12 protein-coding genes and 1 pseudogene are annotated in these 19,371 nt (G+C 59.9%); 7 read left to right on the forward strand and 6 right to left on the reverse strand.

All coding sequences use genetic code 11. From position 1 onward, the window contains the following. Positions 1–34 precede the first annotated feature (34 nt). The 3 genes from tnpA to tnpC all read left to right on the forward strand — a co-directional run bounded on the left by tnpA (position 35) and on the right by tnpC (position 2,865). Positions 35–931: an IS66 family insertion sequence element accessory protein TnpA gene (tnpA, locus tag ACQR0W_RS29265; protein WP_434888675.1), complete on the forward strand. Its 897-nt coding sequence runs from the start codon at positions 35–37 to the stop codon at positions 929–931. 23 nt (positions 932–954) lie between these two features. After that, positions 955–1,281, forward strand: a complete 327-nt coding sequence (gene tnpB / locus ACQR0W_RS29270; protein ID WP_434840781.1) for an IS66 family insertion sequence element accessory protein TnpB — start codon at positions 955–957, stop codon at positions 1,279–1,281. Positions 1,282–1,350: 69 nt separating this feature from the next. Then, complete coding sequence (gene tnpC / locus ACQR0W_RS29275; RefSeq protein WP_434840780.1) at positions 1,351–2,865, forward strand: IS66 family transposase; 1,515 nt, start codon at positions 1,351–1,353, stop codon at positions 2,863–2,865. A 368-nt stretch (positions 2,866–3,233) separates the two neighbouring features. Here tnpC and ACQR0W_RS29280 read toward each other — a convergent pair whose 3' ends face one another. From ACQR0W_RS29280 to ACQR0W_RS29300, 5 genes are all read right to left on the reverse strand, one after another. Continuing rightward, positions 3,234–8,351, reverse strand: coding sequence for an ATP-binding protein (locus ACQR0W_RS29280; RefSeq protein ID WP_434840779.1), 5,118 nt, complete (start codon positions 8,349–8,351; stop codon positions 3,234–3,236). Next, positions 8,351–10,177, reverse strand: a complete 1,827-nt coding sequence (locus tag ACQR0W_RS29285; protein WP_434840778.1) for a hypothetical protein — start codon at positions 10,175–10,177, stop codon at positions 8,351–8,353. The genes ACQR0W_RS29280 and ACQR0W_RS29285 overlap by 1 nt, the downstream gene beginning before the upstream one ends. Then, complete coding sequence (locus ACQR0W_RS29290; RefSeq protein ID WP_434840777.1) at positions 10,177–14,148, reverse strand: NERD domain-containing protein kinase family protein; 3,972 nt, start codon at positions 14,146–14,148, stop codon at positions 10,177–10,179. Before ACQR0W_RS29290 ends, ACQR0W_RS29285 begins: the two co-directional genes overlap by 1 nt. Before the next feature lie 348 nt (positions 14,149–14,496). Next, entirely contained in the window at positions 14,497–14,835 is a 339-nt protein-coding gene (locus ACQR0W_RS29295; RefSeq protein ID WP_434840776.1) for a hypothetical protein, read from the reverse strand. Between the two features lie 65 nt (positions 14,836–14,900). Next, positions 14,901–15,905: a hypothetical protein gene (locus ACQR0W_RS29300; protein WP_434840775.1), complete on the reverse strand. Its 1,005-nt coding sequence runs from the start codon at positions 15,903–15,905 to the stop codon at positions 14,901–14,903. Between the two features lie 87 nt (positions 15,906–15,992). Here ACQR0W_RS29300 and ACQR0W_RS29305 point away from each other — a divergent pair, with 87 nt between their 5' ends. After that, positions 15,993–16,562, forward strand: coding sequence for a hypothetical protein (locus tag ACQR0W_RS29305; protein WP_434840774.1), 570 nt, complete (start codon positions 15,993–15,995; stop codon positions 16,560–16,562). Positions 16,563–16,611: 49 nt separating this feature from the next. Further along, positions 16,612–17,529 (forward strand): hypothetical protein, encoded by a 918-nt coding sequence (locus ACQR0W_RS29310; protein WP_434840773.1) that lies wholly within the window; start codon positions 16,612–16,614, stop codon positions 17,527–17,529. A gap of 110 nt (positions 17,530–17,639) precedes the next feature. Here ACQR0W_RS29310 and ACQR0W_RS29315 read toward each other — a convergent pair whose 3' ends face one another. Beyond that, positions 17,640–17,909: a hypothetical protein gene (locus tag ACQR0W_RS29315; protein ID WP_434840822.1), complete on the reverse strand. Its 270-nt coding sequence runs from the start codon at positions 17,907–17,909 to the stop codon at positions 17,640–17,642. Here ACQR0W_RS29315 and dnaE2 point away from each other — a divergent pair. Together dnaE2 and ACQR0W_RS29325 are read left to right on the forward strand one after the other, a co-directional pair. Continuing rightward, positions 17,887–19,080 (forward strand): annotated as a pseudogene (gene dnaE2, locus ACQR0W_RS29320) (error-prone DNA polymerase); the annotation flags it as partial. The gene ACQR0W_RS29315 and the pseudogene dnaE2 overlap by 23 nt on opposite strands. Then, the gene (locus ACQR0W_RS29325; RefSeq protein ID WP_434888679.1) at positions 19,078–19,329 is read left to right on the forward strand and encodes a hypothetical protein; all 252 of its coding nucleotides are present in this window, start codon (positions 19,078–19,080) and stop codon (positions 19,327–19,329) included. The pseudogene dnaE2 and the gene ACQR0W_RS29325, both read left to right, overlap by 3 nt. The last annotated feature ends 42 nt before the right edge of the window (positions 19,330–19,371 follow it).

Here is a 19,371-nt window from a genome sequence, read left to right on the forward strand (position 1 = left end):
ATTTCGAGTTCTCTGCTGCTGTGGAGAATCTCCGGTGGGACCCAAACATTTCGAGAACAGAGCGCGCCGCGAATGGTGGTCGCTGCACATCGAAGCGTGGCGTCGCAGTGGTCTCGGGATCCGCAAATACTGCCAGCAGCAACGTCTGACCGAGAACACGTTGCGGCGTTGGCTGAAGCGGCTGGCCGGCAACGAGACTGCACTTAAGCTCGAGAAATATCAGACGGAATTGCGCCGCGAGCGCGCCCGGGAAGAGCGAGAAAAGGAGCTCCGAAGGCAGAAGCAGCGCAGGTTCACGATCACCTCGGATGTGCGCAATCGGGCGTCCCAGGCTTTCTGGGCTATGCATGTCGAGGCACTGAACTGGAGCGGAATGGAGCTCCGCGCCTACGCCTCGGCGGTGCAGCTGTCGCCGCATTCGCTGCGGAAATGGCGCGACCGACTGGCGGCCGGCGAGGTCACGATCGACTGGCGCGACCATCTTCATCCCTCCGCCCGTCCCGCTGTTAGCACTAGTGCTAGGAACTCACAGCCCGAACGCAACTTGACAGCCGCCGAAATCGGCGATCCGGCTGCGGCCAAAACGCCGACGCGGCGTTTCTTCAGCGACGAGGAAAAGCTCGCGATCGCCAGGGAGACTGAGCTGCCGGGCGCCAAGGTCTCTGCCGTCGCGCGCAAGCATGGGATCGTCACCGGGCTGCTGTTCCGCTGGCGCGCGCAGTTCGGCATTGCGCAAAAGAAGCGCTCCAAGCTCGCCCGCGTCCTGCTGCCCGACGACATGCCCGCCGCGCGCGACCTGCGCGATCTCGTGCATCCACCGGAGGGCATGATGGCCGTCGACCTCCATGATGGACGGCGTGTCTTCGCTCCCGCCGGCAGCGATCCGGATGCCGTGCGAGCGCAGATCGAGAGCAAAGAGGCCGCACAATGATGTTCGTTCCTGCAGGCGTGAAGGTGCACCTGGCGCTCGGCTACACCGACATGCGCAAGGGCATGGACGGGCTTGCAATGCTGGTCCAGGACACGCTCAAGAAGGATCCGTTCTCCGGCCATCTGTTTGCCTTCCGCGGCAAGAAGGCATCGATCCTGAAGGTTCTGTTCTGGGACGGAAACGGGCTTTGTCTGTTCACCAAACGCATCGATCAGGGCGGCTTCGTGTGGCCAGTGATGGCGGGCTATGATGGATCGATCACACTGACACCGGCGCAGCTCGCGATGCTGATTGAAGGCATCGACTGGCGTGCGCCAGAACGCGTATGGAAGCCTGCGATTGCAGGATGATCTGCAAAATATAGTGCTGAACTGAGTTGCGATTCTTCTACGAGGAAGCCGGTTCGAGTACCATCGGTCATGCAGCTCGATCTCACCAATCTCCCTTCCGATCCTGCGCTTCTGCAGCGCCTGGTGCGCGACATTGCCGCTGCGATCGACCATCGCGATACCGAGATCGAGCGGCTCAAATCCATCATCAAACAGCTGCAGCGAATGCAGTTCGGCCGCAGCTCCGAACGCATCGATCCCGACCAGCTTGCACTCGGTCTGGAGGATCTCGACAGCGACATTCGCCGCGTCGCAGAAGCGCAACCGAAGATCACACCGGAAGCCAACTCTTCGCCGCGACGCCGTCCGCTTCCCGATCATCTGCCACGCGAAGACGTTCTGCTCGACGTGCAAGACAGGGTTTGCAGCTGCTGTGGTGGAGTTCTCCATCTGATCGGTGAGAGCGTCAGCGAGATGCTGGATTGGGTACCGGCGCAGCTTCGCGTCGTGCGCACTACCCGTCCGAAATACGCCTGCCGAGCCTGCAGCACGGTGGTGCAAGCCGGCGCGCCCGAGCGATTGATCGCCGGTGGCTTGGCGACGCCGGCGCTGCTCGCGCACGTGTTGATCAGCAAATACTGCGATCACCTTCCGCTCTATCGGCAGGCGCAGATCTTCGACCGTCACTGCGTCGATCTCTGCCGCTCGACGCTCGCGGGCTGGGTTGGCGGCGCATGCTGGTGGCTCGAGGCCTTGCACGAACGGCTGTGCAAGAACGTGTTCGCCTCCAACCATCTCTTTGCCGATGACACGCCGATCCCGGTGCTTGATCCTGGTCGCGGACGAACCAAAACGGGACGGCTCTGGGTGTACGCGCGCGAGCAACGGCCGTGGAGCGGACCCGAACCTCCGGCCGCCATCTACCTGTTCGCACCCGACCGCAAGGCCGAGCGACCGGCCGCACATCTTGCTGCCTTCAAGGGTATCCTGCATGTCGACGGATATGCTGGCTTCAAGCAGCTGGCCGACAAGGAGGGCATCACGCTCGCAGCGTGTTGGAGCCACTCGCGACGCAAGTTTTACGATGTGGCCGAAGCCACGGCGTCTCCCGTGTCGACAGAAGCCCTGCGCCGGATCGGCGAACTCTATGCGATCGAGGCGCGCATCCGCGGCCAATCGCCTGACTACCGTCTTGCCGAACGCAGGACCTTCGCCAAGCCAATCGTCGACGCTCTGAACGTCTGGCTCGATGCGCAGCTCCGCCTGGTCTCCGGCCGCAGCACGCTTGCCGAGGCGATCCGCTATGCGCTCTCGCGGTGGCATGGCCTGACACGCTTCCTGAACGACGGCCGCGCCGAGCTCGATACCAATCCGGTCGAGCGCGCAATCCGTCCTGTCACGCTCGGCCGCAAGAACCATCTGTTCGCCGGCAGCGACGGTGGCGGACATCGCTGGGCAGCGGTCAGCTCGCTGATCACCACGTGCAAGCTGAACGACGTCGAGCCCTACGCCTATCTGCGAGACATCCTGCAGCGGATGATCGACTGCCATCCCGTGAACCGCCTGGACGTTTGCTGCGCGGCTGTATCTGTAGCTCGTCGCTAGCGAGGAGCCCAAGCGGTGTCCAGAGCGCTTGCCAATCGACGAGCCCAGGTATCGACCCTGCCTCAACGCATGAAGTGCGTCCGCAACGCGTTCACCGCCTCGTAGAGAGCGCTGCACATCGGCGTCGACCGCCTTCCTCATTCCGCCCTGCACATCGATCGAGCTGCTCGACTACCGCTGCCACGACGTCACGCCAAAATACGCCGCCGTGTCAAGTGAGTGCCGAAAGCGGGACGGAGCATCGACCGTTGCAATAAATCACAGCACGGCGATCGGCCCGACGCCTCGAACTTGCATAAATCGCCGGCACACCAGCGATCTGCATGATCAGAGACACCGGCCTTGGCGATTTCCGAATGATGCGTCGCTTAGCCCATGGCAAGGCGGATCATCAGTGGCTTTGCCGTTGCCGCACTAAACAACATAGCTTGATATGGTTCGAGTGACTTAAGACGATCAGTAGTGCGCTGCTGATCCGCCGTCGCACCAGTGTTGCGCGCCAATACCCGGGCATCGGCCTCAGTCACGCGTAGGACTAGATAGCTTGCCACTGCTTCAAATAGTGCACCATCGAAATCTCGCACTCCTTGCGAGGCAAGAGCAAGAGCCAGTCCATATTTGCGACACTCCTTAGCAAACCGTGGGATTAACTTGAGCTTCGCAGCGCGATGCGCTTCATCGAAGATGATTGCATGGGTAAGGCGGCTCTGGACGCCACGCCGAAACATGTCTTTGTAGATGCTATACAGCACGAAGGCAGCAAAAGCGCGCTGTACAATATCGTTGGTGCTCAGGTGTACTCGTATCAAGGTCGGTTGCTGGTCGCCGAGGATCCCGGCGTCTTCTTGGTCGCCGTCAAAAAAGCCGTAGTCCGCGAGTTCTTGGAGCCGTGCGAGTAGGTTCTGGTTCGGCTTGGCGCGCGATCTAAGGATGTCGAAGAATGACCGGAATCGGGGCGACGGCGGCCGCTCCCGCGTTCGATCATTCCACCCCAAATCGTCGTAGCTTTGCTTGATTGCACCACGCAATTCCTCAAGTTGAATCTCACCGAGATCGGGGAAGATGGATGAGAAGATGTCGCGCAGGGTCCCTGCTACATCGATATACGCCATAGGCCCTGGCGCATCGACGCGCAGCGGGTTAAAGCCTAGGCCATCGAAATCGATCGTTCGCATAGGTCCGATCGCTGCAGAGAGCTTTTCGTCGATATCGTCATGATAGGAAAAGATCACCGGTGTGATGCCAGACGCGGTAAGCTGCTTGGCAATGTTAATGAGCGAAGTGGTTTTCCCCATGCCGGGCAGACCCACCATCATTAAGTGTGGATTGGTGCGGATCGAGACTGGCCAGCACACCGGCACCGCTGTGAGCGTCTCGCCCAGCAAAATTTCGACTGGTTCAGCCCGAGTTAGGTGTGTTGCGCCTGGTGGCCTCTGCGGCCGCGTCGAGGGCACAACTCTCGAGATCTCTTTGTCGACCGGCTCCCTGCTAGGCGCCGCTTCTGACTGTGGCGAAGCTTGCGCCATGTTTGGCAAAGCCATTATTGGCTCGACCGCCGTAGATTCGGGCGCTTGCGAAGATCGCGATGGCGGCGTGGATTGGACGGCGGCTCCCTCGCGCAGCAGCTGACCACCATCCGACGTGTCATCATGATCCTCTGGCGGCGCGGAGTCTTCACGAGCAAGCCCCGCTAGCTCTACGGACACGGCTGGCTCCTCCAGCGCAGGAGACAGCGCCAAGCGTGTGACCGTGACACTATTTTCATCAGGCAGAAGCGTTGGCCCAAATAGCCACAAGCCGGTGTTGCTGCCTTCTGCAATGATCCGCTCCGTCTGACCGGTGCGATGCTCCGGGCAGAATATATAGCCCACATCAGGATCGCTGATCGACCCGGGCTGATAGACGTCCTTAAGGACCAACTGGTCGACCTCGTTGGTCAACCGTGCGTAGGCACGCTCTGATAGACGATGACGTCTGGCCCGATCAGCATAGAAGCGAAGTAGCTTGGCAAGCTGTGCGCGGCGGACGACGCGGTCGAGGGGCGCTAGTGTCTCGCTAAAGAACCAGTCTACCCAGCGCTGACGAAGCTCGCTCATCTGCGCGACCATGTGCTCCAGCATGTCCGGCTGGCGCGCAGTTCTGAGATGTTGTCGATATTTGACTTCGACGAACCGGAACTCAAGTGGACCACGTGCCGGCGCGCTCACGTGGATAAAGTCAGCGCGCCGGGCGCTCTCGCCATCCGTACGGGCCATGAGAACTATAGGTGCATGATCGGCAATCTCGTCAACTGGAATGAGCACGCCCTGCTCGACGTTTAGCCAAGTGCCCCCTCGGCCGCGTGCCGAGACACAGTGCGCATGCACAAGAGCAAGGGCTATCAGCTCGCCAGTCCGCGTGCCGCCATCGGAAAGCCGAATTGCCAAGCGTCCGCTTAGTCCTTTAAGCTGGCTGATCAGGAACCGACTGTTTCGCTCGCTGCTGCTCAACCCCATGTCGCTAAGCGCTTCGTCGACGAGATCACGAACCGAATCGAGATTGGTGGTCGAAGTGACGAGCTGGATCGCAGCGAGATCAGTGCGCTCGGGCACCGTGTCGATCACAAACCGTTCATAAGTGTCAGGGCTCTCGCGCGGCGCATCGAAATAGTCAAGTGCTGCATTGCGGTCAAGCGTGATCACCCAGTCACTGCGGTCATGTAGCCGATCGAGGCGGATGCGGTCCTCAGCGGGTAACTTTGTCTTCAGCACCGGCCAATCGGTAGCCCCACCGCCTAGTGCACGGGCGGTGGCACGTGCTGTCGCACGGTCGATGCGGCGCAGCCGATCGCTGGCGGTACGGTTGTCGGGGCTCGGTTCGCCGGTCAATTCGGGGGCTGCATAAGTGATCCAGGCCAGCTCCTCGCCGTCCAACGCGCGTCGTTCGAGAGCACGAACTAGACCCCATGCGTGCAACGGGCGCGAGTCTGATATCGTTCCTGTCGGAACAACGTCCAACTCAGTGCGGAACAGATCAAAGGCCAAGCTGACATGGGCGGCGTTTACAGCATTCCAAGCAGCGTCATCCTCGATTGCCGGTTCTTCATGTTTGGCCCATCTGAGGCGAGGAACCAGCACCTCGCCTGGTCGGGTAGCAGTATCGGCAAGCCACCGATCGCGCGCATCCAGAACGTGCCCGCCGGCACGCCGTCGGCGCCCAACATTTGCTAAAAACTGACCCGCGCTGGTGGGATTGGCTGCATGGAAGAGATCGAGCGTGAAGCATAACGATGAAGCGGCTTCATCGTCCTCATCGACGCCGCGCGCCGCAAGGGTCTGGCCCAACGCTCTGGCAACGGTTAGCCCATCGCCAGCGCGCCAAGCCTGGATGGTGAGAAGATCCGGGCGCTCGCCGCTTGCGCCACCATAGCAGTCGAGATAATGGCCAAGCTCTCGAGCGATCGCGCCAGCACTAGCTTCACCGATCGATGATGCCGCTGCAACGTCGTCACTCATGCACGCGGCCAAAAGTGCTGTAGCGGCTTTGGGTTCGCGCTCACCGTCAACCGTCATCGCAACTGTATGGAACCCCAGTACATCAGCAAAGACAAACCCGCGTGTGCCTGCTCCAGGCAGCGCAAAGGGAAAGAAGGCGGAGTCGATTGGAGACACCGACTTATGGACGTGACTTGGCGACAGATTTTGCTCGTACCGAGCATGCGCAATCGCTTGGTCATAGTGCGCATGCCATGCGAACCGCACTGGATGAAGCGGCGTAACCAACAGGCCAATCAGCTGTCCCGATTGGCTACGAACCTCGATAGAGCCGTGCAGCGCAAGCGCTGGAGCACCTCCATCCAGCGCCTTCTCCCACGCGTTGACATAACTGTCTGCTGCGCCCCAGCCGTTGGTGAGCACTCGGCCAAGCAACCCGGCGTGCCCCAGTTCGCCAGCAAGCTTTCGACATGCATCGCGGGCGCGCTCTGTGCTCGGATTGCTGTCCTCCGGTTCAAGTTCAACGAATTGTAACGGACCGATTGGCGAGCCATCAGCGCGCACGACCTGGATCCAATGGCCGATCGGTCCGCCTCGCGCCTGCCAATCTCTTTCCACCGCACGCAACAACCAGGGGCGATAGACACGTGCCCCGCGGCTCGCGGCTTCACCCTTCCAGTTTATGAAGCCCTTGCGGTCCTCGACTGGACGTATCGCCGCGTCGGGTCCAGCCACCAACAATTCAAACAAGTCCCGGTCACCAACGCCGATGGCACCTTCAATGAGCGTGCGCACCTCCTGGCCGGACGCGCTGCTAAGTGATTTGGCTGCCTCGCCAAATTCGAGCGTGATTGGCTCACTTTGTACGACGGCAACATCATCCAGGCCAATTGCGATCACTTGGACGATCGCGTCGAACTTCTCGTTACCTTCGAGTTCATCGAAATCATCAACGCCTAATACGACCTGTTGATAGCGATGGTCGCGATGACTAACGACACGTTCGGCCAATAAGTCCTCGCCGGCAACAACCGAAATACGGTAATCGACACTGCCGGCTGCTATTCCGTCTGGGTTCGTAGTCCACCGCATCACGCATTGCGCACGGTCCTTGGTCGCCGCATTACGATCAAGAACTAGCCGCGGCGTAGTCTCTTCGCCTTCCCCATTTATGAGCCCGGACCACTTGAGCAAATTACCTTTCGCATCTCGCCAGGAGGTGAGCTGGATTGAGCGCAGCGCCTCGCTAGCGAATCCCGGCTTGATAGCACCGAGCCAGAGATTCGGTTGGCCCTCGATCCGGCGGGCGGATTCTTCAGGACTGAGGCCCGCTATTGAGCGCAGCGCCCTTTCAAGTTCGGGGCCATCGGTATCAGCTTCTTCTAGGACCAGCGCGCGCACGCGCTCAGAAACCACTCGCGTATCGTTCACATACAGCAAGCGGTCGGCAAGTTCGGCGGACAGGTCTAGTTCGCTACTCGACGGATAACCCTCGCAGGCGATTGGCCACAACCCTAGGCGCGCCACCGCGCGGCCGGCGTTCCGCGACGCGCTGATATAGAAATCGAACTTAGCCCACGGCGTCAGGCGTCGCCGTCGACCAAGTCGTTCCGCCCGCCGGATCGCCTCATCGAGCACACTCATATGCCCCCAGAAGGGCTTGCGCGCTAGAGCGAGCGTCTCGTTGAAGAGCTCGGCTTCACCGATCTCACGCCCGGCGCTGTAGATTCCATCGAGACCTGCGCCGGCGCGCAGCGGGTCGATGATTAAAAGCGCAGCATCACCTTTGTCTTCGCGCTGCTCCACGGCCTGATCCGCGGTGATACGTCGTGGGCCAGTGACATCAATAACAGCGTTGATGGTCCAGCCCGGAACATGGAAAGCGTCGCTATCAGCCAGCACATCGACCTGGTCAGACGTCAAGCACCGCAGGAATGCGACTGAACCCGAGACGGGAGCGCTCAAGATATTAGTGATTGCCTGAGCGAATAATTTGGCGTGTTCGGGTCCCATTAAGCAGACTCCTCCATCGCTTCGTCGCGATCTTGGTGCCCGCGATAGCGTGCTTTGAGCTTCTTCATCCGTTCGGCATCGTTGACGCCGGTTAATAAGCCCAAATCGCGAAGCCTCCGCTCAAGCATGCGACGGTTACGTTGCAGAAGGTCGCTCGGAACCGCGAGATTCGGCGGAGAGCGATCGATATGAAAACCATAATTTTCCCTTAGGATCCGCAAAAAAGAAGGGTACGATAGGGACTGCGCCTTACGCCCTTTGCCGTTTTGACGCACGTGGCGGTGAACTAAATATTCAATCACGGGGTTAGTGAGAACAAAGGACAGTGCATCGCCGCGACGATGCTGCCCTTTCTTTCGGTTTTGAGACAAGACCACCTTACGCCGCTTAGCGAGCCCGTTCACCTCGTCGATCATAAGCGCCGAGGATAGAAAATTGTTGAGCCGCTCCTTTCCGCCATTGGCGGACCCAGTGAACGCCGCGCTCAGCGCTTCGGCGAGCGAGCGCCCGGGGTCGTCCCCGCCGCCTTCCTCGCCAAGCAGCGTGCGCAGCTCGAGATCCTCGGCTTTGTCCGCTGCCTCACGCAGCTTGCGCGCCGTCTTGCTGAAGTAGCGCCGAGCATCGCGCGCCTCCTCATGGACTCCATTCAGAAAGCTTCCCAGAAGGTTCAGCCACTGTGTAGCGTCGGGCGAGGTCGGCGGAAGTGTACGTCGATCTATGTCCGACTCGTTGCGAGCGTAATAGTCGAGTAAGCGTGCGTGCATGAGGATCGCAGGCAGTCGGTTAACAGCCTGGCGAACCAGAAAACCGCTTTCCTCTGAGCTTGCCCGCAGGGCCGGATCGGAGCCGCTTGAGCAGTCCATGAACAACGGAAAACTGGTTGCGGCATTCGCCTCCGGTATTTTACCGTCCGCTCCCCAGCGGTTCATGATATCCACCGTCGCGGTGAAGATCACGGTTAAACCAACCGCCATAGCGGACTCGAGCATAGACAAGAGTGCTGCACGCGGTGTGGCGTCTCCGCGGGCATAACAATCCAGAAACACGAGCAGATCATTTCGGAATGTGTTGGCCGCGCGCACTGCGATTGGTCGCTGATTAGGAATTGGCCCGGGATTCTGTCGCCCGACCGCCTTGCTCGGCGCCTCACCGCAGCCCTGAGCCAGCCGAACCGTGAGCAACTGATCGAGTGGTAAGGGGAAGGTCTCGTCAAGCGTGTCCGACCGAAGATCACTCTTGAGCGCGCCAATGGTCTGCGTTCCCGGCGCGAGCGCGGCAAGGAGCTCGTTGTCCTGGACACGTGCGCCTACCCTGTAGCGCCCGCGCTCGGCAAACGGTTCGACCAAGTCGCCCTCACGCTGGTTGCTGATCAACGCGGTCACCATCTCGGGCACACCACGCAAGTTTGCAGCGGTCAGCGGAAGGTCGATCCAAGACGCAAAATAATGATTGGCAAAGCAGCGTTGGATCTGTTCATCGTGCGATTCGACGCGGCGCCTGTTCTCAAGGATCGAGGTAAGCAAAAAGTCTCCAAGAATCGCGCGCCCGATGTCGCTGTCGAATCCATCAATCGTCGGATCGGCGACGAGACGCGAGACTGTAGATTTTATGGTCGGCGTGCCGCCCGCGCCGTATGTTTCGGCAAACCGCCCCTTGCCTCTGCGATGCCCCCAGCGAAACAGATAGAGCACCATCGGCAGGATCGCGCCGACTGAAAAATCCTGCGGCGTAAAGGGAAACACGGGGGGATAGGTACTGGTCCAGATCTGGGCTGTCATGTGATTGCCGAGCACCGACTCGACCACTTGCCGTGTTTCATTCGGCATCAGGCCGACTCCTGGCTAAGCAAGATCAATTGACGGTCGTCGCGATTTGCAACGGACAAGCGATAAATTCGCTCGCCATCCGCCGGATTCCAGGCATTGAGCGCCCGCTCGTTTTCTTGCGCAAGCCGGCTGGTGAAGACCCCCAGATTCGCAAAAACGTCATCAGAAAAGGCGTCAAGAATCTGCACGCCGTCTGCGAGGTCCATAAGTAGAGCATAGAGCTCGAGCGGAACGACGAGCTCCTCCACCCCGCCGTGTGTGGGTTGAAACCGCAAAGTGAGGAAACGGTGAAGCGTCTCCGATCCCTCGGTCATTTGAAATTGCTCGGCTTCGAGCGAGAAGCGGGTAAGAGTCTTTTCAATCCAAAAGGCCGTTTCGGTCGGCGTGCGCGGGACGATGCGGATTGGCACACGATCATCCTGGCGATAAGCCGACTCGGGTAATGATTCGAGCCGTGACAACCCCTCGCACAAGCGGCGCTTGATCTTCTCTTGCTCATCGCGCGGCAACAGCGGGAACTGACGAAATTCAGATGCCCGGCGTCCCTCTCGCAAGGTCAACGCATGATCGTCGCCTCCGACCGCCCGCACCTGATCCATCGACCAGTCGAAATATGCGCGTCTGCGCGCATCGCGCAGCGGTAACGGCCTCCCAACCATGTCCCGAAAGCGCCGCGCACCATGCGCTGGATCGGGCGTGCCACGCCCAATCAGATATCGATCTATGCGTGCATGGGCCTCAAGGGCCGGATCAAGTCGGGCGAGTTCCCGCAACAACTCACCTTGCCGATTAGGCGACTGCGGGTTGAACGCGTGATCGGCCGGGTCATGGGGTTCAAGCTCTGGATTATCGTGTAAGTCTTCGCATGCATAAAGCCCGAACAAGATATAGCTGATGGTAGCTTTTAGTTCACGTGCGGTGATATGGATCTCGTTGCGCTGGTGCACAGTCTGGAGGGCGTCGACTAGTCGCGACCTGAGGCGATCGCCCCGTGCGCGAATTTCTCGATCGTCCTTGGCTCCCATCATCTCCGCCGAGCGCTTCATTGTACATCGCGCTTGCGCGGTGCAGCTGCGGCACGGTGCCCAAATCTTGGGAGCATCGGCTGCGCCGATCAGACGCCCGATCAGCTGGTCGACAAAGTCAGTCGAAATCGTACCGTGCTCAAGATCGAGACCGCCGACAAGTGAACGGTTGTTGAGCTCGATCAGCCGTATATGGCGCGGCAGCGTACCGCCCTTATGGGCAAGAGCCGAGGCAAGATCGCGCGTCAATGTCGTCTCGTCATGATGAGCCTCGGCATGGTCGATCCATTCCATCAGCCGTCCGTCGTTAATCGCGACGAGATGAATGCGGCTGTCATCTGCAGGACCATAATGGAAAGGCGCGAACAGCTCATCGAGCAGTGCATCGGCAGACTTTCCCTTCCAGCTCGCCGCGCCATCCAGATTAATGGTCGCAGGACGGCCGGCGAGCCGGCCCTTCCACACGCGCTCACTGGACGGCGGCGGGTCGCCGCCCAACTTGCGCACAAGTTGCTGCAGAAACGCGGTCTTCCCGTCGCCGGCATTACCGCAAAGAATTACAAGCGAGATTTCGCCTGAGGCGATGGCCCGGGGAATTGCGATGTCGAGCGCTGTAGGGACGTAAGTATCAAAGGCGAAAATGGTATCCAACCCGCGCGTCTCGGCATTACCGAAGCGCGAGCCTGGATAGGCACTAAGGATGTCCTTGACGCGGTGCACGACATTAGGCCGCAGCGATTCGGGCTCAGCCAGCACATTGTTGATGCCGAGTTGAACTGGCCGATTAGAGTGCACCTCCTCGCGCAAGCGCCGAAGCGCGGCCGCTGCATCGCAAAACCTCCCTTCCGGCGCCTTTGCGGTCGCCTGATCAAGGATCGGGATCAGCCGGGGAAAGGTCGTCCGCTCCTCGGCCGTCCAACCTAAGCCAGAGCCTGAACTGGCCAACGCGGGTGGCCGATTGGTGATGGCATGAAACAGACTCGCAGCGACGCCATAGATATCGTCGCGCCCATAAACTGGCGCGCCTTCACGTCGCTCAGGCGACGCGTAGAGCAGCGTTCCGGGTCCGCGCGGTTGATACCCATTCGGCCCAGCCAGATCATAGTCGATAAGCACAACCTTGGTCTCATCCACCAGGATGTTCGACGGGCTGACATCGCCGTGCACCCACCCTTGAGCGTGAAGCGCATCAAGTGCCTCGCACAAGATTTCAAACCAACCCAGAACGAGCTCCTCAGTCGTGCCTTGACCGGATACTTCAGCAATAAACTCAAGGTCGCCCAGCCAGGCATTCAGCGGTGCGCCCTGCGTCCAGCGAAGCAAAGTCATAAGTTCGTTGGCTTGCCAACTGCTGGCACATTCCAGGATGTTGGATAGGCCCTCGCGAAGCGAAAGCGAGCGAAGGCGCTGATAGGCCGCTAGCGAGGCTGGTCCGAACTCAGGGTTGAATACTGCCTTTCCGACAAAGGTACCGATTGGCTCGTCATCGTCACCGCTCAACTGCTCGAGCTTGAACGTACGGCCAGCGCCGCCTTGCCCGAGAACCGACACAACGCGATACTTGGTATCTTTCCAGGAGAATCGATAGCCTTCGTCCCAACGAGCTGGCGACACTGGCTCTGACTCAGCGCTCGCAGAGACCGAAGACGTAGGAGTCCTTTCCTGCAACAGCCCAGCAAGATCACGTGGGCCTGGCCGATTGCTCGGCGTAGAGCTAAGCCCGAGCGCTAAGATCTCTCGAACATCGCGTGCATTGTCGCTAGGGAAAAGCTCCGTCAGGACGGCGCAAAGGCTGAAGAGATCCGATGCGGGAGTCGCCGCCGCGAGACCGCCCGACTGGATCTCCGGCGCCGCAAAGCTGCCAGGCTCATCGGACGTCCTATGGCCGCTGATAGTTTGCGCCGGCGTGAGCCGCGCCCAACGCCATCCAGCAAACAACGGAGAGTTGTCGGCTCTTACTCGCACACTTCTGTCGTCAAGCGCGCGGTGGAGGAGCGGGCCCTCCGGTCCTTCGGAAAATTCAGCGAGAGCAAGTAGCGCGCGGGCTGCAAAATCGCGACGGTCGGCGAACGTCCACTGCACCTGATCCTTGAGCACTGCCACAGTTGCCGCTGCGCTGTCGCTCACGCTGAAGAAATACATTTCACCCGCATAATTGGGCAGCGCCTGCCAAGAATCAACAAGGCTTGGGAGAAACAGCGATTTCTGAAAACGACGAATAACGTCGAACTCGCGGCGCGCACGCCTCTCGCTGAGCTCTGCAGCCTCGCCAACCGGGGCTGCCGACAGATCATAGCAATGCAACAGCACGCGATCACCAGTCCACGGATCACGGGCAGTGAATATCCGCTGAAACCGATCGTCTACCGGTGTCAATAATGTGAGTTCGTCGAAGCGGCCAAGCCGTTTTGGGCGTAACCCGTCGGCTAGATAGTGGCGCGGGGCAAGCCCATTGGCGAGCTTATCGGAATTAATCCCGCTCGCCGAAGCGGGCCCGACGATGAGTTCCAATACGTCTTTGAGGCTATAGGCCAGTACGCCTAGGGAGTGGCGGGCCTGCTGCCCATTGCGCTTGAGTGAACCCGATTCGTTGGTTAGCAGAATCGTAGCTGGCAGGTACCCGAGTCGACCATCGAGAGCACGCAGCTTGCCCGCCAGGCGCTTGGCCTTGGCAAGTATCAGTTGGGCGGCTGGATCAACGAGTTCGGCTCGCCGCAGCGCCGACGCATCCCAATGTTTGACCTCGATCGCAACTGCGCCACCCGGACCGATCGCCACCATGTCGATCTCGTCCGCCTGCCCGTGGGGATTGGGGAAGACGAGGTTGGTTAACACAAACGCGGTCCCCGCCCCTTCGACGTGCCGAAACGCCTGATCGACTGCTTTAAAGGCCCTCAGTTCGCTTGCGTTGGCGAACGGGCCGCACGGCACATGAACGACGCGCACCCTACCCCCCAATCTTTGGCACCTTAGTTGCCACAGCCTCGAATGCAACTATTCGCGCACTGAGCCAGAGGATGCAACCCTTGTGTCTCATCGATCGGAGCGCCCGTGGATCGCCAATGTGGTCGTAGCGCGGAACTGGATTACTTTTGGCGACGAAGGCGAGGCGTCCGGGGTGTCGGCAACTTTCGCAGGACGCGAAGTGATCCGGACCGTAGTGATACTCGGCTTGATCCGGTGGATCGGCTTGGGTGCCGTCCGCCGTGACCCGTAGCCAGGTGGTGGCGAGGATTTCGATCTGTTCCGAGCCATTGCAGACCGGGCATCTCAGGCCGAGAGCATTAGGGGCGCTCATTGAGCGCCCCCTTTGCTGGCGTCTGGTGACACGGTCTTGTCGTCTTTCGGCTCGCGCAGAACGATGCGGTCACCGAGCGGGAGCGCGTCGAGCTGGATGGTGAAACCGGTTCCCTTGTGCGGGAATGCCGCGCCGATTTTGGCCCAGATAGCGGGCTTGCCTTCACGTTTATTGACGCTGTAGCCGATGAAGGCGGGTTGACTGCTGCTCATGATCTTCTCCTTGGTTTGGGGTTTTGCGCGGCGAAAAGCCGCCATGAACCCCTGCCTCGCGGCGAGCAGCGGGTGTGCAAGGCGCAAGGGACAGGGAAGTTGCGCAGCGATCGCAGCCGACATGAGTTCCATCGTGCCCTATTTGAACGCAGCGCCAGACGGTTTGGGTTATCGACAGATCGCAGCAGTTATCGGCTAGCCTGATCCATTCGAGTCGCGGGTCTAAGCGCGCGGGACCTTTCATTCGGGTCAGTCAATGTCTGGGCCAGCCGGTGCATAAAGCGGTGGCAGTTGGGACATACAAGGCAGAAATCTGCCCTTGTCGTATAGCGAATGCCCTCTTCCAAAGGGTTCAGATGATGAACATCAAGGAGGGACCGCGGTCTCACTGTAGTGCCGCGGATTATTGTCGCGGGATCGAATCCGCAATTGTCGCAATGGAGCTGCCCGGCTTTCGCGCGCTGACTGATGAACTTGTCCGCCAGCCACGCAGCCCGAATACGTACCTTCGCCTTCTGCTCGTCAGTCATACCTTCAAGGGCAGAACTCAGATCCACGTTTATCAGCTTGATCGTACTGGCGTTGATTTGGCTTTGTTGTGCCATAGTCACTTCATCTTCAATCCCAATCCACGCATTTGCCGTGTGGCGTGGCTCGATTTCGAGCTCCGCGATCTGCACCCGTTCATCATCATTCAACGGCCTTAGCGTCCCTGACGGGTGCGCGAACAAACGTGTCATGGCCTTCTCGGAGAGAACTTCGTTGGCGACGCGATGCGGTTTGAGCGCGTAGCTTTCTATGATTGGGAAGGCGACGGACCAGCGATAGCGCTTGCCGCCGTCAGCCCACATGTTCTGCAGCAGATCGTACTCTTCATCGCCAAGGATTTCGCGCAGGGACCTCGCGGACGGGCGCAGCCGATGGACCGCTATAAATTTGCCGGCGACCTCTTTATGCGCTGCTTTGTCGGAGAGGTAACGCGGATCGTTCTCAAATCCAGGATTCGGGTCGTCAAACTTGAGCGTAACATACTCGATGATGTAGCCGCCGTTCACCTGCGCATTGATCGTGGCGCGGCGCTGCTCGCGCGCACGTATCGATCCGTCCGTTGGCGTAAAGCCGATCCAGTGAGTACCGGGAAGCCAGTCTGCCTTCGCGGCTGTAACGGGAGCAGGTAAATCTTTGATGCGCATAGGGCTTTGTAACGAGCTTCAGAAAGGCGCCAGTTTCGCTGCTTCGTGGTGAACTGTCAAAACCGGTCGTCAGAAGAGGCAGCGCCGATGTCATTCAGCTCCCTTTCCCCATCGCCGACCATCGCGGCCTTGCTCCGGCTTGATCGCGCCGGTTCGCTGAAGGTAGGCCGTCGCCTCAAGGATGCAAGCGCCCCTAAAGGGACGCTCCTCCACTGCGTTGCGGTCGCCAACGATGCATCCGCCTCCTCCGGCGCAAGCGCCTCCGTTCAAGGCCGCGATTGGCGCGACCGCACGATGGAGACGATCATGCGACTTTGGACAATCGACGAATTGATGCTGCTGATCCGCGAAGAGCTTTGCCGGCTGGCGGAAGAACTTGAGCAGGGGCTGGCCGGGCTCGAACCTGGGACAGCCCTAAGGCTGACCGCCCTCACCTCTCTGGACAACATTCGCAGATCAAAAAACGTGGCGAAAGCTCAGTTACTGATGCCCGGCTCACACTTGGCGCCTTGTTCGAGCTTCCGCTGCGCTGCACTCGATCAGCGCAACTTTATTGGAGGCCAGTCTGGTTGGGAAGATACGTCGAACTGTCAATCGGGTAAGAGAACTATCCCCGATGATATTTCGTGCGGGGCACGGTATCCCGACTCATTCTGAGATGGTTGTCTTTTCTGGTTCCTTCAACTCAAAATCTCGAGCACATTTCATGAAGCAAATCGCATTTGCTCTGCTGATTAGCCCCGCCTTTCTCGGCGGATGTTCGGATCTCAGCAAGATCCTCCCCAAAGCATCTGCAGCATTCACCGATGACCTGCAAGCAGAACGGACCCTTACAGCAAGGCTCTATACAGACTTCAGAATCGAGGACCGGACGCTTCGCTATCTTTCGGCGGAAGGATATCGCGGCGAGGTGGGGGTCAGCTGCGGGGACCCGAAAGACCCACGCCAGAAATACATCGCCGCAGTGACCAAGAAGGCTATCAAAGATGAAAACGCCAAATATTCCAAGGCGGTGGATAAGGCTATCGAGACGATCAACCAATATAACGACGCGCTTCAAAAGATTCAGAAGCAGTCGGACGACGCAAAGGCCGCGCTCAAGTTTCTGAGTTCTCTTATCGTGCAGAGCGCAAATCTCCCTGGCTTTCCGAATTTTGGATCAGTTGCGAGTGCGGGTTTGCCGATTGCGAATACCGCCACCGATCTCTTTACGGTTCAGGCGCTCATCGATCTTGCGAACCAGATGGACGCTCCTTTACGAGCCGCAGTGTCTGTCATCCGAAACAATCTCACTGAACTCACAGGCGACGAATTGATCGCCTTTCAACTTTGGGACGAGTGTGCACGCGAGACGCTCACCTATCTGAGGGAATCTCCGATGAGCGGACGGAGCCATATCGGAATCTCTTCCGGAGTTGAGCTACAAGCAGCATATCAGGCCTACCTGACGAGGCGAGCCTCTTATCAAAGTCCAGATTTGAAGGCGCGTCTTCAGGCGATCCTTGATGAGAACCAGACACTCATGAAGGGAGCCACGACTTCACCAGATGGGTTGATCACGGCGATTGAGAATGGGACGACCTTCGCCGACAAGCTCAAAAGCGGGAGTAAGACAGGAAGCTGACTCTAGTACGTTCCACATGGTCTACACTGTTTCGCTCGATGGGACAGGACAAAAAAACGCCCCCGCCAAGCTGGCAGGGGCGTTCGTTCGTGTTCCTCGGCTGCTGGGTGCTAGGTCTGAAAACCCTCCATCCGCCGGGAGCCGCTGCGCCCGCGAACGGGACGCTTGCGTGGCCGCTTAGCGGGAGCCGCTGGCTCGGCCTCTGTCGTGCCGTTGAGCAGCTCGCCGATGACGGTCTCTGGCGTGGTGATCAGCAGCTTGCTCTGTTCCTCGCGGCGCAAGTCGCGCCATTTGAGGCGGGTCCTGTAGGGCTTCGCCGGCTTGAAGCTTTCAGCGGGCTCGAAGGTCTCGACCTTAAATCTGGTGATCGAAGTCGCCATTGTCCGGCTCGGCCCAATCCAGGGTGACATGGTGCATCCCTAACTGCGCCGCCGCGAGGGCAAGGAGCCGATTGAGTTTCCGAAACCCGAGCTCGAAAAGGTGCTCGGCAAAACCCTCGGCGTGCCGCTGTTTCAAGAGCAGGCGATGCAGGTGGCGATGGTCGCCGCCGGTTTCTCGGCGACGGAAGCGGACCAGCTCCGCCGGGCGATGGCGACCTTCAAGTTCACCGGGGGCGTGCACAAGTTCCGCGGTAAGCTGATCGCCGGCATGATCGACAATGGCTACGATCAGGCCCTTGCCGAGCGCACCTTCAAGCAGCTGGAAGGTTTCGGCTCCTATGGCTTCCCGGAAAGCCATACCGCGAGCTTTGCCCTCATCGCCTACGCCTCTTCCTGGATGAAATGCCACCACCCGGACGTCTTCTGCTGTGCCATTCTCAACGCGCAGCCGATGGGATTCTATGATCCCTCGCAGCTCATGCGCGATGCCCGCAACCATGGCGTCGCAGTCCGGCCCATTGATGTGAACGCCTCGGACTGGGACTGCACGCTGGAGCCACTGGATGACAGCCGCCGGGCGGTCCGGCTTGGGCTGCGCATGGCACGCGGCCTTACGGAAGCCGACGGCAAGCGTTTGGTCGCGAACAGGGGGACCAAGCCCTACGCCAGCATTCTGGAGCTCGCGCGCCGCGCCGACCTCAATCCGGGTGCCTTGGTGCGGCTTGGGCGCGCTGACGCCTTCCGCTCGCTGCACATCGGACGCCGCGAGGCTGCATGGGGCAATCGAGTCGGTCCGGGCCGACACTCTCCCCCTCTTTGCCGAAGCGGACCGGCGTGAGCAGGGCATCGCACCCGAGGTTCGGGAACAGCCAGTCGAGGAGCCGCCGATGACGCAGGGGCGCGGGGTCGTCGAGGATAACCGCGCTGCGGGCCTCACCCTTCGAGCCCATCCGCTCGCTTTCCTGCGGGAACAGCTAGCGGGCCGCGGCATCGCACCATGCCAGCACCTGCGCCAGGCTAAGGATGGCGCACGGATTACTGTCCCCGGCCTAGTACTGGTCCGGCAGAAGCCGGGCTCGGCAAAGGGTGTCATGTTCATCACCCTGGAAGACGAGACCGACATCGCGAACCTGATCGTCTGGCCTCGCTATTCGACAAGCAGCGCCGAGTGATCCTCGGCGCCCAGATGATGACCTGCCGCGGCAAGGTTCAACGCGGCAGCGGGGTTATCCATGTCATCGCCGAACATCTGATCGACGAGACCGAGCTGCTCAACAGCGTCGGCCAGAACGAAGCCTTCGCGCTGCCAGCCGGACGTGGTGACGAAGCCCGTCACCCCGGCGGTCCCGGCCCGCGCGACGCCATCCCGGTCAAGAAAGTCCAGGATATCACATCCCGGATCTGCGCATCGATACTCTGAGCGCGAAAGCGAGGAATTTTCAGCAGATTCGGCCCAGGCTGC

It is taken from the genome of Bradyrhizobium sp. HKCCYLRH1034 (assembly GCF_051168375.1).
Lineage (GTDB): Bacteria > Pseudomonadota > Alphaproteobacteria > Rhizobiales > Xanthobacteraceae > Bradyrhizobium.